This window comes from Brevundimonas sp. P7753, from assembly GCF_013386595.1.
GTDB classification, from domain to species: domain Bacteria; phylum Pseudomonadota; class Alphaproteobacteria; order Caulobacterales; family Caulobacteraceae; genus Brevundimonas; species Brevundimonas bullata.
Genome location: NZ_JACARP010000076.1, coordinates 1 through 15,952, shown reverse-complemented (window position 1 = coordinate 15,952; position 15,952 = coordinate 1). Strand labels below are relative to the sequence as shown.

The 15,952-nt window shown below is 68.8% G+C and carries 15 protein-coding genes and 1 pseudogene; 8 read left to right on the top strand and 8 right to left on the bottom strand.

The genetic code is table 11. The features are described 5' to 3' along the window. Both HX774_RS13950 and HX774_RS13945 read right to left on the bottom strand, forming a co-directional pair. The coding region (locus tag HX774_RS13950; RefSeq protein WP_178827654.1) for an FAD/NAD(P)-binding protein at nucleotides 1-651 on the bottom strand (651 nt) is incomplete at its 3' end. A 41-nt stretch (nucleotides 652-692) separates the two neighbouring features. Next, nucleotides 693-2,192, bottom strand: coding sequence for a phosphomannomutase/phosphoglucomutase (locus tag HX774_RS13945; protein WP_178827652.1), 1,500 nt, complete (start codon nucleotides 2,190-2,192; stop codon nucleotides 693-695). Between the two features lie 187 nt (nucleotides 2,193-2,379). On the opposite strand from HX774_RS13945, the gene HX774_RS13940 reads away from it, so the two are divergent. The 3 genes from HX774_RS13940 (at nucleotide 2,380) to HX774_RS13930 (ending at nucleotide 5,075) form a co-directional block, all read left to right on the top strand. Next, nucleotides 2,380-3,105, top strand: a complete 726-nt coding sequence (locus HX774_RS13940) for a 2,3-diphosphoglycerate-dependent phosphoglycerate mutase (protein WP_178827650.1) — start codon at nucleotides 2,380-2,382, stop codon at nucleotides 3,103-3,105. Beyond that, on the top strand, nucleotides 3,102-3,734 hold the full coding sequence (locus HX774_RS13935; RefSeq protein ID WP_114817946.1) for a bifunctional diaminohydroxyphosphoribosylaminopyrimidine deaminase/5-amino-6-(5-phosphoribosylamino)uracil reductase RibD: 633 nt from the start codon (nucleotides 3,102-3,104) through the stop codon (nucleotides 3,732-3,734). The genes HX774_RS13940 and HX774_RS13935 overlap by 4 nt, the downstream gene beginning before the upstream one ends. Nucleotides 3,735-3,797: 63 nt before the next feature. Then, nucleotides 3,798-5,075: a pentapeptide repeat-containing protein gene (locus tag HX774_RS13930; protein ID WP_178827648.1), complete on the top strand. Its 1,278-nt coding sequence runs from the start codon at nucleotides 3,798-3,800 to the stop codon at nucleotides 5,073-5,075. Between the two features lie 67 nt (nucleotides 5,076-5,142). Here HX774_RS13930 and HX774_RS13925 read toward each other — a convergent pair whose 3' ends face one another. Next, nucleotides 5,143-5,619, bottom strand: a complete 477-nt coding sequence (locus HX774_RS13925; RefSeq protein WP_114817944.1) for an Hsp20 family protein — start codon at nucleotides 5,617-5,619, stop codon at nucleotides 5,143-5,145. Between the two features lie 297 nt (nucleotides 5,620-5,916). Between HX774_RS13925 and HX774_RS13920 the strand changes: the two genes are divergently transcribed. The 3 genes from HX774_RS13920 to HX774_RS13910 all read left to right on the top strand — a co-directional run bounded on the left by HX774_RS13920 (nucleotide 5,917) and on the right by HX774_RS13910 (nucleotide 8,732). Continuing rightward, nucleotides 5,917-6,732, top strand: a complete 816-nt coding sequence (locus HX774_RS13920) for a class I SAM-dependent methyltransferase (protein WP_178827646.1) — start codon at nucleotides 5,917-5,919, stop codon at nucleotides 6,730-6,732. Between the two features lie 78 nt (nucleotides 6,733-6,810). After that, nucleotides 6,811-7,710 (top strand): class I SAM-dependent methyltransferase, encoded by a 900-nt coding sequence (locus tag HX774_RS13915; protein ID WP_178827644.1) that lies wholly within the window; start codon nucleotides 6,811-6,813, stop codon nucleotides 7,708-7,710. Beyond that, entirely contained in the window at nucleotides 7,707-8,732 is a 1,026-nt protein-coding gene (locus HX774_RS13910) for an alpha/beta hydrolase (protein ID WP_178827642.1), read from the top strand. Before HX774_RS13915 ends, HX774_RS13910 begins: the two co-directional genes overlap by 4 nt. On the opposite strand, the gene hisN is transcribed toward HX774_RS13910, so the two are convergent. Both hisN and HX774_RS13900 read right to left on the bottom strand, forming a co-directional pair. Beyond that, the gene (gene hisN / locus HX774_RS13905; RefSeq protein WP_178827658.1) at nucleotides 8,729-9,505 is read right to left on the bottom strand and encodes a histidinol-phosphatase; all 777 of its coding nucleotides are present in this window, start codon (nucleotides 9,503-9,505) and stop codon (nucleotides 8,729-8,731) included. The genes HX774_RS13910 and hisN overlap by 4 nt on opposite strands. A gap of 65 nt (nucleotides 9,506-9,570) precedes the next feature. Beyond that, nucleotides 9,571-9,843, bottom strand: a pseudogene (locus HX774_RS13900) (helix-turn-helix domain-containing protein); the annotation flags it as partial. A gap of 184 nt (nucleotides 9,844-10,027) precedes the next feature. On the opposite strand from HX774_RS13900, the gene HX774_RS13895 reads away from it, so the two are divergent. Further along, the gene (locus HX774_RS13895) at nucleotides 10,028-10,285 is read left to right on the top strand and encodes a GlsB/YeaQ/YmgE family stress response membrane protein (protein WP_114817939.1); all 258 of its coding nucleotides are present in this window, start codon (nucleotides 10,028-10,030) and stop codon (nucleotides 10,283-10,285) included. Nucleotides 10,286-10,360: 75 nt separating this feature from the next. On the opposite strand, the gene HX774_RS13890 is transcribed toward HX774_RS13895, so the two are convergent. Next, the gene (locus tag HX774_RS13890; protein WP_178827638.1) at nucleotides 10,361-10,825 is read right to left on the bottom strand and encodes a superoxide dismutase; all 465 of its coding nucleotides are present in this window, start codon (nucleotides 10,823-10,825) and stop codon (nucleotides 10,361-10,363) included. Nucleotides 10,826-10,972: 147 nt separating this feature from the next. Between HX774_RS13890 and HX774_RS13885 the strand changes: the two genes are divergently transcribed. After that, nucleotides 10,973-12,637: a phosphatidylglycerol lysyltransferase domain-containing protein gene (locus HX774_RS13885; RefSeq protein ID WP_178827636.1), complete on the top strand. Its 1,665-nt coding sequence runs from the start codon at nucleotides 10,973-10,975 to the stop codon at nucleotides 12,635-12,637. A 357-nt stretch (nucleotides 12,638-12,994) separates the two neighbouring features. On the opposite strand, the gene typA is transcribed toward HX774_RS13885, so the two are convergent. Both typA and HX774_RS13875 read right to left on the bottom strand, forming a co-directional pair. Beyond that, the gene (gene typA / locus HX774_RS13880; RefSeq protein WP_178827634.1) at nucleotides 12,995-14,827 is read right to left on the bottom strand and encodes a translational GTPase TypA; all 1,833 of its coding nucleotides are present in this window, start codon (nucleotides 14,825-14,827) and stop codon (nucleotides 12,995-12,997) included. Nucleotides 14,828-14,955: 128 nt separating this feature from the next. Continuing rightward, nucleotides 14,956-15,945: a YeiH family protein gene (locus HX774_RS13875; RefSeq protein ID WP_178827656.1), complete on the bottom strand. Its 990-nt coding sequence runs from the start codon at nucleotides 15,943-15,945 to the stop codon at nucleotides 14,956-14,958. Between the last annotated feature and the right edge of the window lie 7 nt (nucleotides 15,946-15,952).

Here is a 15,952-nt window from a genome sequence, read left to right as displayed (position 1 = left end):
GGGCAGAAGGCCGCGCCGCGACACCGCCGTGGCCCAGCCGCGCCATCCCTGGGCGGTCAGCGTCAGCAGGACGTCGACCATGGTCAGGCCGGCACCGAGGATCAGGACGTCGTCGTCAGGCTGGATCGGCGTCAGGGCGTCGGGCGTCCAGGGATTGGCGATGATGCGTCCGTCTTCGCCGGCCGGGGTGGTGCGCGGCGCCGGGTTGCCGGTGGCCAGGACCACTGCGCGCCCCTCGATCCGCTCTCCCGTGGACAGGATGGCGGACCGCCCATCGACGGCGATGACGGCGCCGCAGATGCGACGGATCAGGCCAGGATGCGCCGCCTCAACCGCGTCCAGACGGTCGCGGACATAGAGGCCGTAGAGGCGACGCGGGGCGAAGCCGTCGGGGTCCGCCTGCTGGGGACAGTGCGCCGCCAACCAGTCGATGAAGTCGTCGGGACGGTCGGCCACGGCGCTCATCCGCCCGGCGCGGACGTTCAGGCGGTGGGCGTCGTTCAGCGTGGAATAGGCGACGCCGAGGCCGATGATGTCGCCGCGCTCGATCAGGACAGAGGCCTGTCCGCGTTCGGCCAGGCGGGCAGCCAGCATGGCGCCGGAAAAGCCGCCGCCGATGATGACCACGGGCAGGGGGGAGGCGTCGTTCATCATCCCACCTCGCCCGCGCCCGCAACCTTCGTCAAAGGGATTCAGATTTCCTGATTGAAGGCGCCGATCTCGGGATGGGCGGCGAGGCGGGGTTTGACCTCCTTGTGGAAGAGGTCGCGCATGTCGTCGGCGGAGCGCATGCTTTCGACCACCACCACCAGTTCCGGCTTGTTGGACGAGGCGCGGACCAGGACCCAGGAGCCGTCTTCGAGGTGGACGCGCACGCCGTTGACGGTGATGGCCTCGACGATCTTGCGGCCGAGGATCGAGCCGCCGGAAGCCGCCAGATCCTCGTATTCCTTCACGATCCTGGCCAGGACGTCGTACTTCAGCTCGTCGTCGCAGTGCGGCGACATGGTCAGCGAGGTCCAGGCGTCGGGCAGGGCGGATTTCAGCTCCGACAGGGACTTGCCAGGGTTCCGGTCCAGCATGGCCAGGACGGCGCCGGCGGCGACCAGGCCGTCGTCATAGCCGTGGCCCAGGTCGCCCGAGAGGAAGAAGTGGCCCGACTTCTCGAACCCGGCCAGGGCGCCCAGTTCGGCGGTCTTGCGCTTGATGTAGGAGTGGCCGGTCTTCCAGTAGACGGTGGTGGCGCCGTTGGCCTTCAGCACTTCGTCGGTCTTGTAGAGGCCGGTCGACTTCACATCGACGACGAATGTGGCGTTGGGGTGCAGGGCAGACAGGTCGCGGGCCAGCATCAGGCCGATCTTGTCGGCGAAGATCTCCTCGCCCGTGTCGTCCACCACGCCGCAGCGGTCGCCGTCGCCGTCGAAGCCCAGGGCCAGGTCGGCGCCTGTCTCCTTCACCTTTTGCGCCATCGCGACCAGCATGACGTGGTCTTCCGGGTTCGGATTATACTTGGGGAAGGTCCAGTCGAGCTCGGTGTCCATCTCGATCACCTCGGCGCCCATCAGACGCAGGGCCTCGGGGGCGAAGGCGCCGGCGGTGCCGTTGCCGCAGGCGGCGACGACCTTGAGCGGACGGGTCAGCTTCACCTTGGACGCGACGTCCTTGATGTATTGCTCGCGGAAGCCCTCGACGCGTTCGACGCGGCCGCCGGGGCGGGCCACGCCCTCGCCGTTCAGGACGATCTCTTTCAGGCGGCCGATCTCGTCGGGGCCGAAGGTCAGGGGCGCCTGGGCGCCCATCTTGACGCCGGTCCAGCCGTTTTCATTGTGGCTGGCCGTGACCATGGCCACGCAGGGGCAGTCCAGGGCGAACTGGGCGTAATAGGCCATCGGCGACAAGGCCAGGCCGATGTCGACCACCTCCATGCCGCCTTCGAGCAGGCCGAGGATCAGGGCCTGTTTCACCGACAGGGAATAGGAGCGGAAGTCGTGGCCGACGGCGATGCGGGGGCGGACGCCGATCTCATGGACATAGGTGGCGAGGCCCAGGCCAAGCGCCTGAATGCCCAGAAGGTTGATCTCTTTTTCCAGAATCCAGCGGGCGTCGTATTCGCGGAAGCCGGTGGGCTTCACCAGGGGGGTGGTTTCGTAGGCCGCCGTATTGGGGCGGATGTCCTGGCGCGGCTTCAACATGGGTCTTCCTGAACGTCAATGGGCGAGAGAATGAACCGCCCGCCCCTAGCGTCGCGGTATAGCGGGCGTCCCCCGAGAGGCCAAGAACGCGCGGCGAGGCGTCGGGCTGCATGGCGTTCGCGGCGGTGAAACCTTGACCACCCCCGCGTCCACGGCCTACGCGAAGGACGACGATACGGAGACGCCCATGCCCCGCCTGATCCTGCTGCGCCACGGCCAGAGCCAGTGGAACCTGGAAAACCGCTTCACCGGCTGGGTCGACGTCGACCTGACCGCCGAGGGCGAGGCCCAGGCGCGGCGCGGCGGCGAGCTGATCGCCGAGGCCGGGTTTAAGCCCGCCGTCATGTTCACCTCGGTCCTGACGCGGGCCAAACGCACCGGCGCCCTGGCGCTGGACGCGGCGGGTCTGAAGGACGTGCCGGTGATCGAGGACTGGCGCCTGAACGAGCGCCACTACGGCGGCCTGACCGGCCTGGACAAGGCCGAGACGGCGGCCAAGCACGGCGAGGATCAGGTCAAGGTCTGGCGCCGCAGCTATGACGTGCCGCCGCCGCCCCTGGCGCCGGGCGGCGAGTTCGATTTCAGCTCTGACCCTCGCTACGAGGGCAAGGCCATCCCCGACACCGAGAGCCTGAAGACCACGCTGGACCGGGTTGAGCCCTATTGGGACGCCGAGATCGCGCCGCGCCTGAAGGCCGGCGAGGACGTGCTGATCGCCGCCCACGGCAATAGCTTGCGCGCCATCGTCAAACTGCTTTTCGCGGTGCCGGACGATCAGATCGTCGGCGTCGAGATCCCGACGGGCAATCCGCTGGAGGTCGATCTGGACGCCGGCCTGAAGCCGGTCGCCGCCCGCTATCTGGATCAGGCGCGGGCGCAAGCCCTGCCGCCGATGACAAGTCCCGGCGCATGAGTTCGACCAGCAAGGACGACGCCGTCCACATGCGCCGCGCCATTGATCTGGCGCTGGCCAGCATGGGCGAGACCTGGCCCAATCCGGCGGTCGGCTGCGTCCTGGTCAAGGACGGGGTCGTGCTGTCGGAAGCCGCCACCGCGCCGGGCGGACGCCCCCACGCCGAGGAGCAGGCCGTGCCTGCCGCCGGCGAGGCCGTGAAGGGCGCGACCGCCTATGTCACCCTGGAACCCTGCGGCGCTCGCTCGTCGGGGCGCAAGTCCTGCGCCCACTTCCTGGCCGAGGCCGGGGTCGAGCGGGTGGTGATCGCCGCGCTCGATCCGTCGCCCTTCGCCTCGGGCCGGGGCACCGAGCGTCTGCGCCAGTCGGGCCTGACCGTCGAGACCGGCCTGCTGGCCGAGGACGCCGCCGTCCTGTGCGAGGGCTTCCTGCACCGGGTCGAGACGGGTCGGCCGATGGTTCGCGTCAGCGAGGACGGGAAGGGCTTCGACGGCCGCTTCGTCGCCGCCCCGCGCGCCGACCTGACGACCGAACTGAACCGGCTGGGCGAGGCGGGCTACACCCGGCTGTGGACCAATGAGGGCGAACTGGCCGAGGCCCTGCGCGAACAGGGCCTGCTGACCGAGTAAGCCTGGTCGGAAATCCCTGTTTCCGCAAAGCTTCCTTAATGGGGCGTAAGCCATGTTGTCGGCATGAGCGACGCCGCCGATCCTGTCCGCAAGAAACCGACCCAAGCCGAGGTCGACCTTATCTGCGCCAAGCATGACCGCCTGTGGCAGGCGCGGCCCGGCGGGGCGCGCGCCGTCTTCGCCTGGATGGACCTGTCGGGGCTGACGCTGCGGGGCCGCAACCTGGCCGACGCCGACTTCGCCGCCGCCCGTTTGCACGGCTGCGACCTGTCCGGGGCCAAGCTGGACAACGCCAACTTCTTCGGCGCGGACATGCAGGACATCAACCTGACCGAGGCCAGCCTGCGCCGGGCCGATCTGCGCGGCGCCTGCCTGCGCGGGGCTGACCTGTCGGGCGCCGACCTGTTCGAGGCGGACCTGCGCGAAGGCACGATCGCGGCGGCGGACGGCAAGCTGGGCTTTCGCGTCATCGAGGCGCAGAAGCGGGGCGACACCCAGGCCCAGGGGGCCAGCCTGGTCGGGGCCAACCTGCAACGCTCGCGCATGACCGGCATGGTGGCCATCGCCGCCGACTTCACTGACGCCATCATGAAGGACTGCAAGCTGGTCCGGGCCAATCTGAAGCAGGCCAATTTCACCGGCGCCGATCTGGCGGGCGCGGACCTTTCGGGGGCTGATCTGTCGGGCGCGGACCTGACCGACGCCATCCTGGTAGGGGTCAAGGCCACCATGTGGCGCACCGACGGGGCCAATATGGAAGGCGCGCTGACGGACAATCGTTCGGCGGGCGAATCCGTCAGCCGCATGCCCGCCGCCGAGATGCTGCGCGACCACGCCCAATGGTGCGAGACGGGCGGCGCCGAGGGCCAGCCCTCGGTGTTCGACGGGGTCGATCTGCGCCCGCTGGAGTCCATTCGCGGGCTGAACCTGACGGCCCTGTCGGCCAAGGGGGCGGTCTTCTACGGCCTGGACATGGAGGGGGTTCAGCTTCAGGGGGCGCAGCTGGAGGGCGCGGACCTGCGCTCGGCCAATCTGCGCCGGGCCGACCTGCGCGGGGCGCGGCTGGGCCGGGCCAAGCTGAACGGCTCGGACCTGCGCGAGGCGCAGTTGGGGCCCTTGATGCTGGGCGCGGACCGGCTGCTGCCGGCCGACCTGTCGGGGGCTATCCTGCGCGGGGCCGACCTGTCGGGCGCCGATTTGCGGCGGGCGGTGCTGAAGGGGGCGGACCTCAGCCGCGCCGTCATGCACGGCGCTCAGGTCAAACAGGCCGACTTTACCGGGGCCCAGACCGGCGGCGCGCGCGGGCTGGACCCGGCGGATCTGAAGGCGGCGGCGGCTTAAGGGCGCGCACGAAAAAGGGGCGACGCGAACGCCGCCCCTTCTCAGTCTCTCAGGCGCAGGCTGCGGCTCAGGCGGCCTTATCCGCCTTGTCGGTCTTGCCTTCGATCAGGCCCTGGCCGGTCGCGATCTCGATGCGGCGCGGCTTGAGCGCCTCGGGCAGTTCGCGTTGCAGGTCGATGGTCAGCAGACCGTTGGACAGGTCGGCGCCCTTGACCACCACATAGTCGGCCAGCTGGAAGCGACGCTCGAAGTCGCGCTCGGCCAGACCACGGTGCAGATAGGTCTTCTGGACCGAGGCGTCGTCGTTGGCGGCCTTCTTGCCGGTGACGGTCAGCGAGTTTTCCTTGGCCTCGATGTTCAGCTCGTCGGGCGAGAAGCCGGCGACGGCGATTTCGATGCGATAGGCGTTCTCGCCGGTCGTTTCGATATTATAGGGAGGCCAGCCGTTTTCCTGGCTGGAGCGCGCGGCGCTTTCCAGCTGGCGGGCCAGACGGTCGAAGCCGACGGCGGAACGGTAAAGCGGCGAGAAATCATAGGTACGCATGGGTCATCCTTCTGAGGTTCAGCAAGGTTGAGCCGCCCGGCGATTGGGGCCCCGGACGACGGAGGGGTTCAGTCCCGGCGGTCCGATATCGGCCCCGTCAGGTCTGGAGAGCCCGGGATCGGCGCTCTCGGATGAAGAGTTAGGCGGCCTTTTTCTCGGCGCAAGGGGGCGACCTCGGAGCGCCTCGAAGGAAAAGGGCCGCGCGAAATCGTCGCTTGGTCCAATCCGCGCCTTGCCGAGGCCGCGAAGCGCCGTAAGGGTTACAGATTGTTTCCTTCAGGACCGACCGGAGCCCCCATGCGACCTCTCGTCCTCGCCGCCCTTGTGACGGCTGCGCTCGCCTCGCCCGCCCTTTCTTCGCCGGCATGGGCGCAAAGCGCCCCGGCGGAACCGCCGGCCCTGCAACACCGTCAGGGGCTGTCGATGGAAATGCCCAGGCTTGAGGAAGACGCCGCGCTTCAGGCCGCCATCGCCTCGACCGCACGGCCCGAAGCCGACCGCGCCCGCGACGGCCAGCGCCATCCGTTCGAGACCCTGACCTTCTGGGGGCTGCAGCCCGGCCTGACCGTGGTCGAGATCGAGCCCGGCCGCGCCGGCTGGTGGCGCAACATCCTGGAGCCCTATGCCGCGGCCACGGGCGGGCGCTACGTCCCCGTCAGCAAGCCGACCGACGGCATGGGCGTCGTGGACGGGACCGCCGACATGGTGGTGGTGGCGCGCGCCTTCCACAACTGGTCGCGCGACGGTCGCACCGATCCGCATCTGGCGGCCTTCTTCAAGGCCCTGAAGCCGGGCGGCGTCCTGGCGGTCGAGCAGCACCGCAGCGTCGATGGGCTGAACGTCGCCGATGTCGCCTCGACCGGCTATGTGCCGGAAAGCTACGTCATCCACGCCGCGCGCCGCGCCGGGTTCGAACTGGAGGCGCGCAGCGAGTTGAACGCCAACGCCAAGGACGACCGCGATCATCCGTTCGGCGTCTGGACCCTGCCGCCGACCCGCACGTCGGAACGGGCCGGGCGCACCCTGACGGCGGAGGAGCGCGCCGCCTTTGACGCCATCGGCGAGAGCGACCGCATGACCCTGCGTTTCCGCAAGCCCGAGGCCGCGAACTGATGCGGTTTGCGATTTTGACCCTGGTGGAGAAGCGTCCTAAGCCCAGGACCATGATGATCCTGACCCAGGGAGGCGCGCATGGCTGAGCGTTCGACGCGACGCGCGGTTCTGGCGGGCGCCTGCATGGCCGCCTTCGCCGGCCTGGCCGCCTGCGGCAAGAAGGAAGAAAAGGCGGCGCCCCAGGCGCCCGCCGCTCCGGCGGGTCCGCCGGAAGGATCGCTGGAATGGGCCGTGGCCGGGCCGTGGCGCTCGGCGGCTGACAAGGGGCGCGACGCCTGGCGCCATCCGGTCGAGACCCTGCGGTTCTTTGGTCTGCAACCCAAGATGACGGTCGTCGACTTCTGGCCGGGCAGCGGCTGGTACGTCGAGATTCTGGCGCCCTATCTGAACAAGGGCGGCGGCACGCTTTATCTGGCGGGCTTCGCCGAAGAGCCGGCGGCGGAACCGGCCCAGGTCGCGATCAACAACGCCCTGAAGGCCCGCGTTCTGGCCGACAAGAAGCTGTACGGCGCCGTTCAGTTCACCGCCTTCGGGCCGACGACGGGGCCGGTGGCCCCCGTCGGAACCGCCGATCTGGTCCTGTTCATGCGCTACATCCACGCCTGGATGGCGGCGGGCATCGCCGAGAAGGCCTTTTCCGACGCCTTCGCCGCCCTGCGCCCCGGCGGCGTGCTCGGCGTCGAGCAGCACCGGCTCCAACCCGATGAGGATCAGGATCCGGCGGCGGCCAACGGCTATGTGCAGGAGGCCTTCGTCAAGCAGCTGGCCGCCGAGGCCGGTTTCGTCTTCGTCGAGGCGTCCGAGATCAACGCCAACCCGGCGGACACCAAGGACCATCCCTTCGGGGCCGACACCCTGGCGCCCATCCGCCTGACGGCGCCCATGGGCCAGCCGGCCAATCCCGAGTTCGATCGCACCAAATACGACGCGATCGGCGAGAGCGATCGCATGACCTTGAAGTTCAGGAAGCCCGAGTGAACCGCGCCACCGCCTTCGCCGCCCATGCGCCCCTGATGGGGGTTCCCGGCGCCGCTTCGCCTCCCGGCGGAGAAGGCGACTGGTTCCGCGGCGCGGGCGGGCTTCGCCTGCGCGCGGCCCTGTGGACGCCGTCGGCCATGGTGGCCAAGACGCCGCGCGGGACGGTGGTGCTGAGCCCCGGCCGCACCGAACCGATCGAGAAGTACTTCGAGGTCATCGGCAACTTCCTGGCGCGGGGCTTCTGCGTCCTGGCCCACGACTGGCGCGGCCAGGGTCTGTCGGCGCGCTTGCTGCCCGACCGGCTGCGCGGCCATGCCCGCGCCGTCGAGGAGTTCCTGGACGACTACGCCCGTCTGCTGGACGCCTATGAGGCTAGGGCGCCCAAGCCCTGGATCATGGTCGGCCACTCCATGGGCGGGGCCTTGAACCTGCTGTCGCTGGAAGCGGGCGAGGATCGGTTCGCCGGCGCCCTGTTGTCCAGCCCCATGCTGCGCATCAAGACCGGCAAGCGGTCGATGTGGTCGGTCAAGCTGGCGGTGCGCTGGAACCTGCGTCACGGCAAGGCGGGCGACTATGTGCTGGACAACCCCGACGACCCGTTCGACCACACCTTCGAGAAAGACGCCCTGACCTCGGACCGCAACCGTTACGACCTGTGGCGTCAGCAGCTCTACGCCTGCCCGCACCTGGCCATCGGCGGCCCGACCTGGGGCTGGCTGGCCTTCGCCCTGGACGCGGGCGAGCGGTCGTTGAAGCCGCGCGCGCTGAAGGCGGTCAAGATCCCGGTCTGCGTGGTTCAGGCGTCCGACGACGACAAGGTGTGGAAACAGACCAACCGCTGGGCGGCGCGTCGTCTGGGTCGGGGCCGCTATGTCGAGGTGCCGGGTTCGCTGCACGAGGTCATCATGGAGGCGGACCCGTTGCGCGGCGTCTTCCTGGATGAATTCGACGCCCTGGCCTGCTATGTCGCTCCGGCCGAAGGCCAGGCGGCGACGGCGGCGCCGGACAAGGGCGCAGCCTAGGCGTTCAGAACAGCCAGGGCCTGATCCGTCAGGGCGGCGTCCCCGACGGCCAGGATGCGGCCGTCGCCGTCCGGCGTCTGGCCGGTCCAGCCGGTGACGCGGCCGCCCGCCGCCTCGATGACCGGCTGGAGGGCGGACCAGTCCCAGACCTTCAGTTCGGTTTCGGCCACCAGGTCGATGCGGCCCGCCGCCACCATGGCGTAGGCGTAGGCGTCGCAGCCCAGACGCGCGAGGCGGGCCGAGGCGCGCAGCCGGGTCCAGGCCTCGCGGTCGGCGCCGACGAAGATGTCAGGGTCGGTGGTGGCGATCAGGGCGTCCGACAGGAGCGGGCAGGCGCGGGTTTTGAGCGGCGTTTCGCTGCCGTCGCGCAGCAGGCGGGCGCCGGAGGGACCGCCGAGGAAGATCTCCTCCAGATAGGGCTGGCCGATGGCGCCGATCAGCGGCGCGCCTTCATGGCGCAGAGCGATCAGGGTGGTCCACAGCGGCAGGCCGGCGATGAAGGCGCGGGTGCCGTCGATGGGGTCCAGGACCCAGACGTGATCGGCGTCCGGGCGGTCCTCGCCGTATTCTTCGCCGATCACGCCGTGATGCGGATAGCGGGCGGCGATCAGGCGGCGGATGGCCGCTTCGGACGCGCGGTCGGCCTCGGTGACGGGGTCGAAGGCGCCGGGCCCGGCCTTGTTCTCTTCGGCGTTGTCGCCACGGAAATAGGGCAGGGCCGTGCGCGCGGCTTCTTGCGACAGTTCGACGGCGAAGGCTTCCAACTCGGTCATGCCGAGCAGATACACCGCCCGCCCTCAGGGGGCGAGGGGGCCAGGGCGAGATGACGTCAGGCGGCTTCGTCTCGGGCGAAGGCTTGGATCTCGGTTGCGGCGGCGGGACGCTCACGCGCTTCTTCGAGGCCGTCGTAGAAATAGCTGATCGGGGTCGACAGGGCCTCGGCCAGCTCCCACAGGCGGGCCGCCGAGATGCGGTTGGCGCCGCACTCGTATTTCTGAACCTGCTGGAAGCGAACCCCGACCTGAACGGCCAGTTGCTGCTGGGTCAGGCCCAGCAGACGACGACGACGACGCAGGCGACGACCCAGGTGAAGATCGATATCGGTGGCCATAACGGCCCCTCCCTCTGACGGTCTGTGCTGTACCGGATCGGCACGGCTCAGGCTGTTCGCCGCAAAGGCCGTGCCGATTTCCCCTCGGACGCGAACGGCGAAGCTTCTGACCCTGGGAGGCAACCCAGGCGGGCGCGGCGCATTACGGTCGAGGCATCACGCCATTTTTCATGGGAGGGACTGAATGAGCGGCTTTGGATTCATCGCCTGGATCATCATCGGCATCATCGCCGGATGGTTGGCGGAAAAGATCATGAAGCGCAGCCATGGCCTGCTGACCAATCTGATCGTGGGCGTCATCGGCGCCCTGCTCGGCGGCTTCTTGGCCAATAACCTGCTGGGGATCGACGCCTCGGGCAGCTGGATCGTCGGCATCATCGTCGCCACCATCGGCGCCGTTTTGCTGCTGTTCCTGCTGGGACTGGTGAAGAAGCGGGGCTGATCGGATATACCGAAGGCCCAACGACAAAAGGGGCGGTCCGATGGGCCGCCCCTTTATTCATACCGGCTCTGAAGATCAGGCGGTGGGTTCGTCAGCCGCCGCCGGCTCGGCCGGCTCGGCGGAGTCCGTCGGCTCTGCGGGCGCGTCCGTGGCGTCGACAGGCGGCGTGGCGGCAGGCGCTTCGCCGGCGACCGGGGCTGCAGCCTGGAAGTCCGACAGGCTGGCGTTGACGACGATGTCGGCGCCGTCCTGACGGATGCCGGCCACCGGCACAGGACGGACGGAACCGTCAGCGCCGCGCACGGTCAGTTCCTGACCCGAGGCGCCGTTCTGGGCGCCGACCAGCTTGCCGAGCTCGGAACCATCGGCGCTCTTGACCGTGGCGCCGGGCGTCAGGGTCAGGCTTTGGGGTTGAGCCGCAGGCGCCTCAGCGGGAGCCGGTTCGGGCGTCTGCGGCGTCGTGGCGTCTTGTGCGAGCACAGGGGCGGCGAAGAGGAAGGCGCCGGCGATGCCGGTCAGCAGGGCGGTCTTGCGGATCATGAGGTCTCTCCGTTTGAGCGAGTCTGGCGCTCGCGAAATAGTGAACTCGCTGCATTTCAGATTGTTTCATGCGCCTAGAAATGACCTTTTCAGCGCCGCAAACGGCCGATTCCTGCTTTATGTGAGGCGCAGGCCCCGAGAGGACGAATGACGACAACGAAACGGCAGGGCGGAGCAAGGCGGCTGGTTCAGCGTCTGGGCGGGCTGGTCTATGAGCTGACGCCGCAGATCTTCGCCGTGGCTTCCTTCATCCTGGGCGCGGTCATGCTGCTGTCGGCGGTGACGCCGGCCTTCAGCGGACGGTTGCAGGTCCTGGGCCAGGTGACGGCGCCCCTGCTGATCGACCTGTCGCATTTCGCGGCCAGCGTGACCGGCTTCCTGCTGCTGCTGGTGTCGGCGGGTCTGTGGCGGCGTCGGCGCGGCGCCTATTACGCCGCCCTGTTCGGCCTGATGCTGGGGGCGGTCTTTTCTCTGCTGAAGGGGCTGGACTGGGAGGAGGCGGCCGAGTTGACCTTGGCGGCGGCCCTGCTGCTGCCCTGTCGGGCGGCCTTCAACCGGCGCTCGCGGCTGGGCGAGCCGTTGCGGCCGGGCTGGCTGCTGATGCTGGCCGCGGCGGTCGTCGCCATGCTGTGGCTGGGCTTTTTCGCCTATCGCGACACCGCCTATACCGACGAGCTGTGGTGGACCTTCCTGACGGACAAACAGGCCTCGGGCTTCCTGCGCGCCGGCGCGGTGCTGGCGATCCTGACCCTGATCGTGGCGGTGCGGTCGCTGCTGACGGCGCCGGGCGCCCGTAGTCACGGCCCGGCAGGGGCGGCGGACATCGAACGCGCCCGCGCCGCCCTGGCCGAGGCTGATACGGCGACGCCGGAGGCCAATCTGGCCCTGCTGGGCGACAAGGCCCTGCTGTTCAGCCCCTCGGGGCGCAGCTTCATCGCTTATCGCGTGCGGGGACGGCGCTGGATCGCCATGGGCGAGGCGGCGGGCTTGAAGGCGGAGCGGCTGGAACTGCTGTGGGCCTTCGCCGAACTGGCCGACAGCTATGGCGGGGCGCCGGTCTTCTATTCGGTCGGCGAGGGGATGCTGGCGGATCTGGCGACCCTGGGCCTGGCCGTGCGCAAGGTGGGTGAGGCGGCGGTGATCGACGCCGAGCACTTCTCGACCGAGGGCAAGGGCAAGCAGAACCTGCGCACCGCCGTGAACCGGGCCGAACGCGAAGGCACGACCTTCGAGGTCCTGCCCGCCGGAGCCGCGCGGTCGCTGGAGACGGAACTGAGGGCGGTGTCCGACGCCTGGCTGGACCATCACAACGGGTCCGAGAAGGCCTTCTCGCTGGGGCGGTTCGACATCGACTATCTGAACCGCTCGCCCGTCGCCGTGGCGCGTCACGACGGCCAGATCGTCGCCTTCGCCAATATGCTGGTCGGGGCGCGCGGCGAGGAGGTCATGATCGATCTGATGCGCCATACGCCGGACGGGCCGCACGGGGTGATGGACTATCTGTTCACCCGCACGGCGCAGTGGGCGCGGGCCGAGGGCTTCCGCCGCCTTGATCTGGGCATGGCGCCCCTGTCGGGTCTGGAGGACCGGCGTCTGGCCCCTGTCTTCGCCCGCGTCGGCGCCCTGGTGTTCGAGGAGGGCGGGGCGGTTTACGGCTTCCAGGGCCTGCGCGCCTACAAGAGCAAGTTCGGCCCGGCGTGGCGACCCAAGTTCATCGCCGCCTCGACCAGCACCCCGCTGGCCCTGGCGCTGCTGGACGTGGCCCTGCTGACCAGCGGCGGCTGGCTGGGCCTGCTGGGGTTGAGGAAGTAGGGCGTCTGATTTCCCTCTCCCGATGGGAGAGGGCTTGAGCTTCGGAGAGCCGAAGGCGATCCGCCAAGCGAAAGGGTGAGGGACGACCCTTTCCGTCGGCGAAAGCGGGCGTCTTTCCTGGCTGAAAGGAGCGATGCGGTGGCTCTGCGATACGGCCAGCGGCCGACACAGGCCGAGAACCCTCACCCTTTCGCCCTTGCCAATCGCTTCGCTCTTGGTGGCTCAAGCCCTCTCCCATCGGGAGAGGGGGCGCTAGCGGCCTCAAGCAGCCCGAGGGGCGGTAGGCCCAAGCAAAGATGCCCCAACAAAAAAGGCGGCCCTTGCGGACCGCCTTCTTCATTTCGGTTGTCGCCAGCCCTATTCGGGGCGGACGCGCTTCTTACGGAAGGACGGGTTCAGGACGGCCTTGCGCAGACGGATCGACTTGGGCGTCACCTCGACCAGTTCGTCCTCTTCGATGTAGGCGATGGCCTGTTCCAGCGACATCTGGCGTGGCGGGGTCAGGCGAACCGACTCGTCCTTGCCCGAGGCGCGGACGTTGGTCAGCTGCTTGCCCTTGATCGGGTTGACGTCCAGGTCGTCCCAACGGCTGTTCTCGCCGATGATCATGCCCTGATAGGTCTTTTCGCCGGCGCCGACGAACATGACGCCGCGGTCTTCCAGGTTCCACAGGGCGAAGGCGGCGGTTTCACCGTCCGAGTTCGAGATCAGCACGCCCTTCAGACGGCCCTCGATGGCGCCCTTGTGCGGCTCGTAGTGCGAGAAGACGCGGTTCAGCACGCCTGAACCGCGCGTGTCGGTCAGGAACTCGCCCTGATAGCCGATCAGCGAACGCGACGGGCATTTCAGCTGGATGCGGGTCTTGCCGGCGCCCGACGGGCCCATGTCGGTCATTTCAGCCTTACGGGCCGACAGCTTCTCGATGACGATGCCCGAGAACTCGTCGTCGACGTCGATCATGACGTCTTCGATCGGTTCCATCTTCTCGCCGTTCGGGCCGGTCTGGAAGACCACGCGGGGACGCGAGATCGAGACCTCGAAGCCTTCGCGACGCATGTTCTCGATCAGGACGCCCAGCTGCAGTTCGCCGCGGCCGGCCACTTCGTAGGCGTCGCCGCCTTCGGTGGTGGTGACGCGGATGGCGACGTTGGCTTCGGCTTCCTTCAGCAGGCGGTCACGGATGACGCGCGACTGAACCTTGTCGCCTTCGCGACCGGCCAGGGGGCTGTCGTTGACCGAGACGGTCATCGAGATGGTCGGCGGATCGATCGGCTGGGCCGGCAGGGCGTCCATGACTTCCATGGCGCACAGGGTGTCGGCCACGGTGGCCTTGGACATGCCGGCGATGGCGACGATGTCGCCCGCTTCCGAACCCTCGTCCAGGGCCTGACGCTTCAGGCCGCGGAAGGCCAGAACCTTGGTGATGCGGCCGCGCTCGATTTCCTTGCCGTCACGGTCCAGGGCGTGGATGGCCATGCCGGGGACGGCCTTGCCGCTCTGGATGCGGCCGGTCAGCAGACGGCCCAGGAAGGGGTCGCTTTCGATCAGGACGTTCAGCATCTGGAACGGCTTGTCGCGGTTCTCCTGAACCTTGGGCGCCGGGACGTGGTCGACGATCAGGTCGAACAGGGGGTGCAGGTTGTCGCTCGGGACGTTCAGATCCAGCGTGGCCCAGCCCGAACGGCCCGAGGCGTAGATGTGCGGGAAGTCCAGCTGCTCGTCCGTCGCGCCGATGGCGGCGAACAGGTCGAAGGTTTCGTTGTGGACGCGGTCGGGATCGGCGTGGGCGCGGTCGACCTTGTTGATGCAGAGGATGGGACGCAGGCCCATCTTCAGCGCCTTGGTCAGCACGAACTTGGTCTGGGGCATGACGCCCTCTTCGGCGTCCACCAGGATGACGCAGCCGTCCACCATGCCCAGGATGCGCTCGACTTCGCCGCCGAAGTCGGCGTGCCCGGGGGTGTCGATGATGTTGATGCGGGTTTCACCAGCCTTGCCGTTCCACAGCACCGAGGTGCACTTGGCCAGGATGGTGATGCCGCGTTCTTTTTCCTGATCGCCGGAGTCCATGGCGCGCTCGGTCGTCGCCTCGTTGGCTCGGAAGACGCCAGACTGAGCCAGCAGCTGGTCAACCATGGTGGTCTTGCCATGGTCGACGTGGGCGATGATAGCGACGTTACGAAGGTTCATTTCGGGCTCGGGCGGACTGTGTTCGGCCACGGAAGTCCGGGCCGCTGCAAGATGCGGAAAGCAGGAAGGAAGCGGCGCCTCTTACAGCCCTATCGTCGGAAAGACCAGCGGGGCGGTTCGATTGTGCGTCAGGCGGGTAAAATGAGCACGATGGTCGCCAGCGCAAGGCCCCCGATCAGCAGGGCTGAAAGCGCCGCCACGGCGGCCACGCGCGGCCCGGCCCGGACCACGGCGCGCGGATCGACCATCAGACCCAGCCCGGCCATGGCGATCAGGGTCATGGCGGTGACGGCGGCTTGCAGGGGGGGCAGGACGACCTCGGGGATCAAGTCGGCCGAGCGCAGACCCATCAGGATCAGGAAGACGACGATGAACCAGGGGGCCATGTGGTGCAGCTTGGGGCCCTTGGCGCCTTCCGCTTTGCCGGACCGCAGCAGACCCAGGACCAGGCAGATGGGGCCCAGCATCAGGACGCGCACCAGCTTGACCACGGCGCCGGTCTGGACGGCCAGCAGCCCGGCGGGGGCGGCGGCGGCCAGGACCTGGGGCACGGCGTAGACGGTCAGGCCCGCCAGAACGCCGACCCTGGTCGCGTCAAAGCCCATCAGCGCCCCGACGACGGGGACCAGCAGGACCACGGCGATGCCGAGAACAGCGGTGAAGCCGATGGCGGCGGCCACGTCTTCGCCCTCGGCCTCGATGACCGGGGCGACGGCGGCGATGGCGGAGTTGCCGCAGATGGCGTTGCCGCAGGCCACCAGCAGGGCCATGGCGGGCGGCAGGCCGAAGGCCCGGCCCAGGGCGTAGCCGCCGGCGATGGCCAGAACGACGACGCCGACGATGGCCAGCAGCAGGACAGGGCCGAGCGCCATGACGGCGGCGCCCGAGACAGTGGCGCCCAGCAGGGCCACGGCGACCTCAAGCAGGGTCTTGGCGCTGAACCGGACGCCGGGCATCCAGACATTCGACGGGGTCCAGAACAGGCGAACGCCCGCGCCCATCAGGATGGCGATGACCAGGCCTTCGACCCAGGGATGGCCGAACAGCGAGGTCTCGATCAGTTGCAGGGCGAAGGCGACGGCGCCGACCCCGGCGCTCAGCAGAACGCCGGGCAACAGACGTGCG

Excerpts from the sequence above, each read along its gene's own strand:
- HX774_RS13945 (WP_178827652.1), bottom strand. The coding sequence starts at position 2,192 with ATGTTGAAGCCGCGCCAGGACATCCGCCCCAATACGGCGGCCTACGAA.
- HX774_RS13940 (WP_178827650.1), top strand. The coding sequence starts at position 2,380 with ATGCCCCGCCTGATCCTGCTGCGCCACGGCCAGAGCCAGTGGAACCTG.
- HX774_RS13935 (WP_114817946.1), top strand. The coding sequence starts at position 3,102 with ATGAGTTCGACCAGCAAGGACGACGCCGTCCACATGCGCCGCGCCATT.
- HX774_RS13930 (WP_178827648.1), top strand. The coding sequence starts at position 3,798 with ATGAGCGACGCCGCCGATCCTGTCCGCAAGAAACCGACCCAAGCCGAG.
- HX774_RS13925 (WP_114817944.1), bottom strand. The coding sequence starts at position 5,619 with ATGCGTACCTATGATTTCTCGCCGCTTTACCGTTCCGCCGTCGGCTTC.
- HX774_RS13920 (WP_178827646.1), top strand. The coding sequence starts at position 5,917 with ATGCGACCTCTCGTCCTCGCCGCCCTTGTGACGGCTGCGCTCGCCTCG.
- HX774_RS13915 (WP_178827644.1), top strand. The coding sequence starts at position 6,811 with ATGGCTGAGCGTTCGACGCGACGCGCGGTTCTGGCGGGCGCCTGCATG.
- hisN (WP_178827658.1), bottom strand. The coding sequence starts at position 9,505 with ATGACCGAGTTGGAAGCCTTCGCCGTCGAACTGTCGCAAGAAGCCGCG.
- HX774_RS13895 (WP_114817939.1), top strand. The coding sequence starts at position 10,028 with ATGAGCGGCTTTGGATTCATCGCCTGGATCATCATCGGCATCATCGCC.
- HX774_RS13890 (WP_178827638.1), bottom strand. The coding sequence starts at position 10,825 with ATGATCCGCAAGACCGCCCTGCTGACCGGCATCGCCGGCGCCTTCCTC.
- HX774_RS13885 (WP_178827636.1), top strand. The coding sequence starts at position 10,973 with ATGACGACAACGAAACGGCAGGGCGGAGCAAGGCGGCTGGTTCAGCGT.
- typA (WP_178827634.1), bottom strand. The coding sequence starts at position 14,827 with ATGAACCTTCGTAACGTCGCTATCATCGCCCACGTCGACCATGGCAAG.